The 3,001-nt window shown below is 54.7% G+C and carries 2 protein-coding genes; both read right to left on the bottom strand.

The genetic code is table 11. The features are described 5' to 3' along the window. Positions 1-187 (bottom strand): hypothetical protein (locus tag HZB34_16865; protein ID MBI5317635.1); only part of this gene is annotated, 187 nt, incomplete at its 3' end. Positions 188-382: 195 nt separating this feature from the next. After that, positions 383-2,797, bottom strand: a complete 2,415-nt coding sequence (locus HZB34_16860; GenBank protein MBI5317634.1) for a TonB-dependent receptor — start codon at positions 2,795-2,797, stop codon at positions 383-385. Between the last annotated feature and the right edge of the window lie 204 nt (positions 2,798-3,001).

Raw genomic sequence — 3,001 nt, 5'->3', positions numbered from 1 at the left:
TTGACTTAGCCACAGGGCCCAATTGTTGATCCTTATTGAGGGGAAGTCCATGGACATGGACTTCCGGCAACTCAAGCACGTCTTCATGGTGATCACTCTCATGGGTGGCCTCATCACCGACCGCCGCATAGAGCACAGCCGGCCACACCAAGACAACAGCAAAGAGTGTTCTAACAATCAGTCCCATGCATTCCATTCTACGCTATCAATGACCGGATGCTCAAACGGGCCACACCTTCTCACCCGCCCACCCCCGTGCGCCAAGACGCGCGTCACTCCGAAAGGCCGCAGGCGATGTGCGAACCGGAGGCGTACCCTCTTGAGGTACGTTGAGGATTCGCACAAGCCGAGAACGCAGTTGATGGCCCGTTTCAGCATCCGACTAGAAGAACCATTGCCCGCGGAAGAAGAACGACCGCGGCATCCCGGCATGAGAGACACCGAGTCCGATGCTGCCTTCGCCCTGATTGATAAAATACTTCTGATCCAACGCATTCACGATATCGAATCCGATCAAGAACTTCTGCCCCTGCCAGGGCAACGGAATGATATGGCTAATCGAAAAGTTATAGATCGTGTAGGTCGGGCTATGGGATGAGTTGGTTTTGGCACCTTCTTCTGCCGTCCGCAACCCCGACCCAAACAGAAACTGGCCGGTGAGGGTCGTCCGATCGAGCAACCGGTAACTCAAGATCCCCGAGGCACTCAACGTCTGCTGATGGTCGCAATGGACGCCGCTGCGCGAATTGATATCGGCGATTTCTTCGAAATGCACCAGATTATGCCCGGACTGCAAGCCATAGCCCTTACACTGGCCCCAGGCGATGTTGGCCCGACCCGTCAGATTCTCCATGAACCAGACCTTGAGCGCGGCATCGGCCCCCCTGGTCCATCCCCGTTCAAAGGCAATATAGTTCAGCAAAGGAGTCGTGCCTAACTGGTGTGCGTCCGAAAGATAATTGGCGAGCTTATAATACCCCGTGAGCTGGAGAGTTGCCCAATCCGTGAGTGCATGGACGCTGCCGATTTGGAAGTAATGGGCCCGCTCGGCCCGTGGCTGATTATTGGTCGTATCTTCTGGATTCGCCCTCGTTCCCTCTGTATTCAAGCTGGTAAAGGCAACCCTCTCGAGATTCGGAGGGGTAAAGAGCCTGCCATAGTACACGTGAAAGGCGTTGGCCGAGTTGTATCTGTATGTGACACCGACCCTGGGACTAATTTGCCCCTCGTCACGAAGGTACTGCACCGTGTCCGCACGGAGCCCGATATTAAAGGTCCAATGTTCATTCGGTGTCCACTGATCTTGAATCCAGAACTCCTGTCGCCATCCGACAAGCCGGTTGTCGCCACCGGCGTTGATCACGCCTCCAGTCGGAAATCCCCCGAGGTCCTGAAACGTAAACAGTCTCGTCTTATTGATCGCCTGGGTCCGATCGATCTGGAACCCGGCCTTGATCAAGTGTTCCTTGCTATGGACGAATGTGTAGTCCAACCGCACGCCACCCGAATAACCGGTGCGGTCTTGGCTGCCGGCCGAGAAGGGTTCTTCTACATCCGGCACATAGGCGAGCATATTCAACGGATCTGTCCTAAATATCGCTCTCGTGTGACGAAAATACCCTGCCAAACTGAAAAAGTTTCGGGTATTGATGTCGTGGCGCCACACCAGGTGGCCGTATTGGTTATTCTCTTTCTGATTTTCATCCACCATTTCCGACGGCACCGGAGTAAATCCTCCGGGCAACAAGCCGAGAATAGTCGGATTCACCGCCAGTCCAGGGGCCGTCGGGATCTGATATTTCGCGATAGAATTCAAGAACAACAGGGTAACGTTATTGTTATTGTCGTACTGATAGTCGCCGCGAAACATGGTCTGGTTCCGCTCGCTCTGACCATGAAAAATGGAGTGCCCGACGGTCGGGGGCTCGATGCCTCGATTCGTCGCCGTGTGAGTATTTAGAAAGTAGTAGCGAAACTTCTCGCCGATCGTGCCTCCATATTCGAATGACGGGTTGATCGTCTTATTCGACCCGCCGAACATCTGGACCGACCCAAATCCCGGCTTCGTGCCGCTCTTCGTCGTAATGTCGATGAGCGCCGTCGTTTTATTTCCCACATTGGCTTCCATCCCGCCCAGCACGATATCGGCCCGCTCCCAGGCCCGCGGTGAAATGACATCAGAAAACGTCGAGGAGACCGTATCAGGAATCGGCACTCCATCGATCCTGAGTTGAAGATTCGCATGGTCCTGCCTGATATGAACCTGCTTCAACGATCCATAGGTCGCGCCCGGAATCGTCAGCAACACGTCGTGTAATTCGTTGTTGTTGCCTCTCGGAAGAATGTCGATCTCCTTCCGGCTGAGTGAATAAGTCTCGCTGGATGCCTTGGTCTGGATGGGGGGTAATGGTGAAACCACCTCCAGCGACACCTCTTTGGTCTTGGAGAGCGTCAGAGTGACGGGATTCACCGGCTCTTCGCCAAGCGTCAACACGACATATTCACTCCGATAGGTCTCTTGTACGGCACTGACGGAGTAGGTCCCGCCCTCGGGGACGGCGACTTTGAATTCGCCGGCCTCGTTCGAGACTCCGGATGACACCATATCACCTGCTTGATTCTTCACTTCGATGACAGCCTGCGGCACACGTCGAAGGTCCTGTTGTTGCACGACTCCCTTGATCGTCTGGGTCTGCTCGCTGTCGGCTGCCTGAATGACCGAACACATTCCCCCAACGACCGCCACGACGATCGTCACGACCGTCGCATTGAACGCACGTTTCACACATGAGTACATCACGCTCCTCCTCACTCACAAATCCACAAATAATCAAGAGAACGGATGGACGAGGCGTACCTAGATCACACGCCTGTCGACCATCCTGACTGCTTGGCTTGGTGGCTCAGCTATACTTGAGGAGGAGCGCGGGAAGGGCCGATAAGAGAGAGCGCAGCCGATAGCAATACCGATTCAGACGGAAGTTCTTGCGGTCGGACAACA

It is taken from the genome of Nitrospirota bacterium, assembly GCA_016219645.1.
Classification (GTDB): Bacteria; Nitrospirota; Nitrospiria; order Nitrospirales; family Nitrospiraceae; genus Palsa-1315.
Note: the sequence above shows the minus strand (reverse complement) of the source record. Positions and strands in the feature narration are given on the sequence as shown.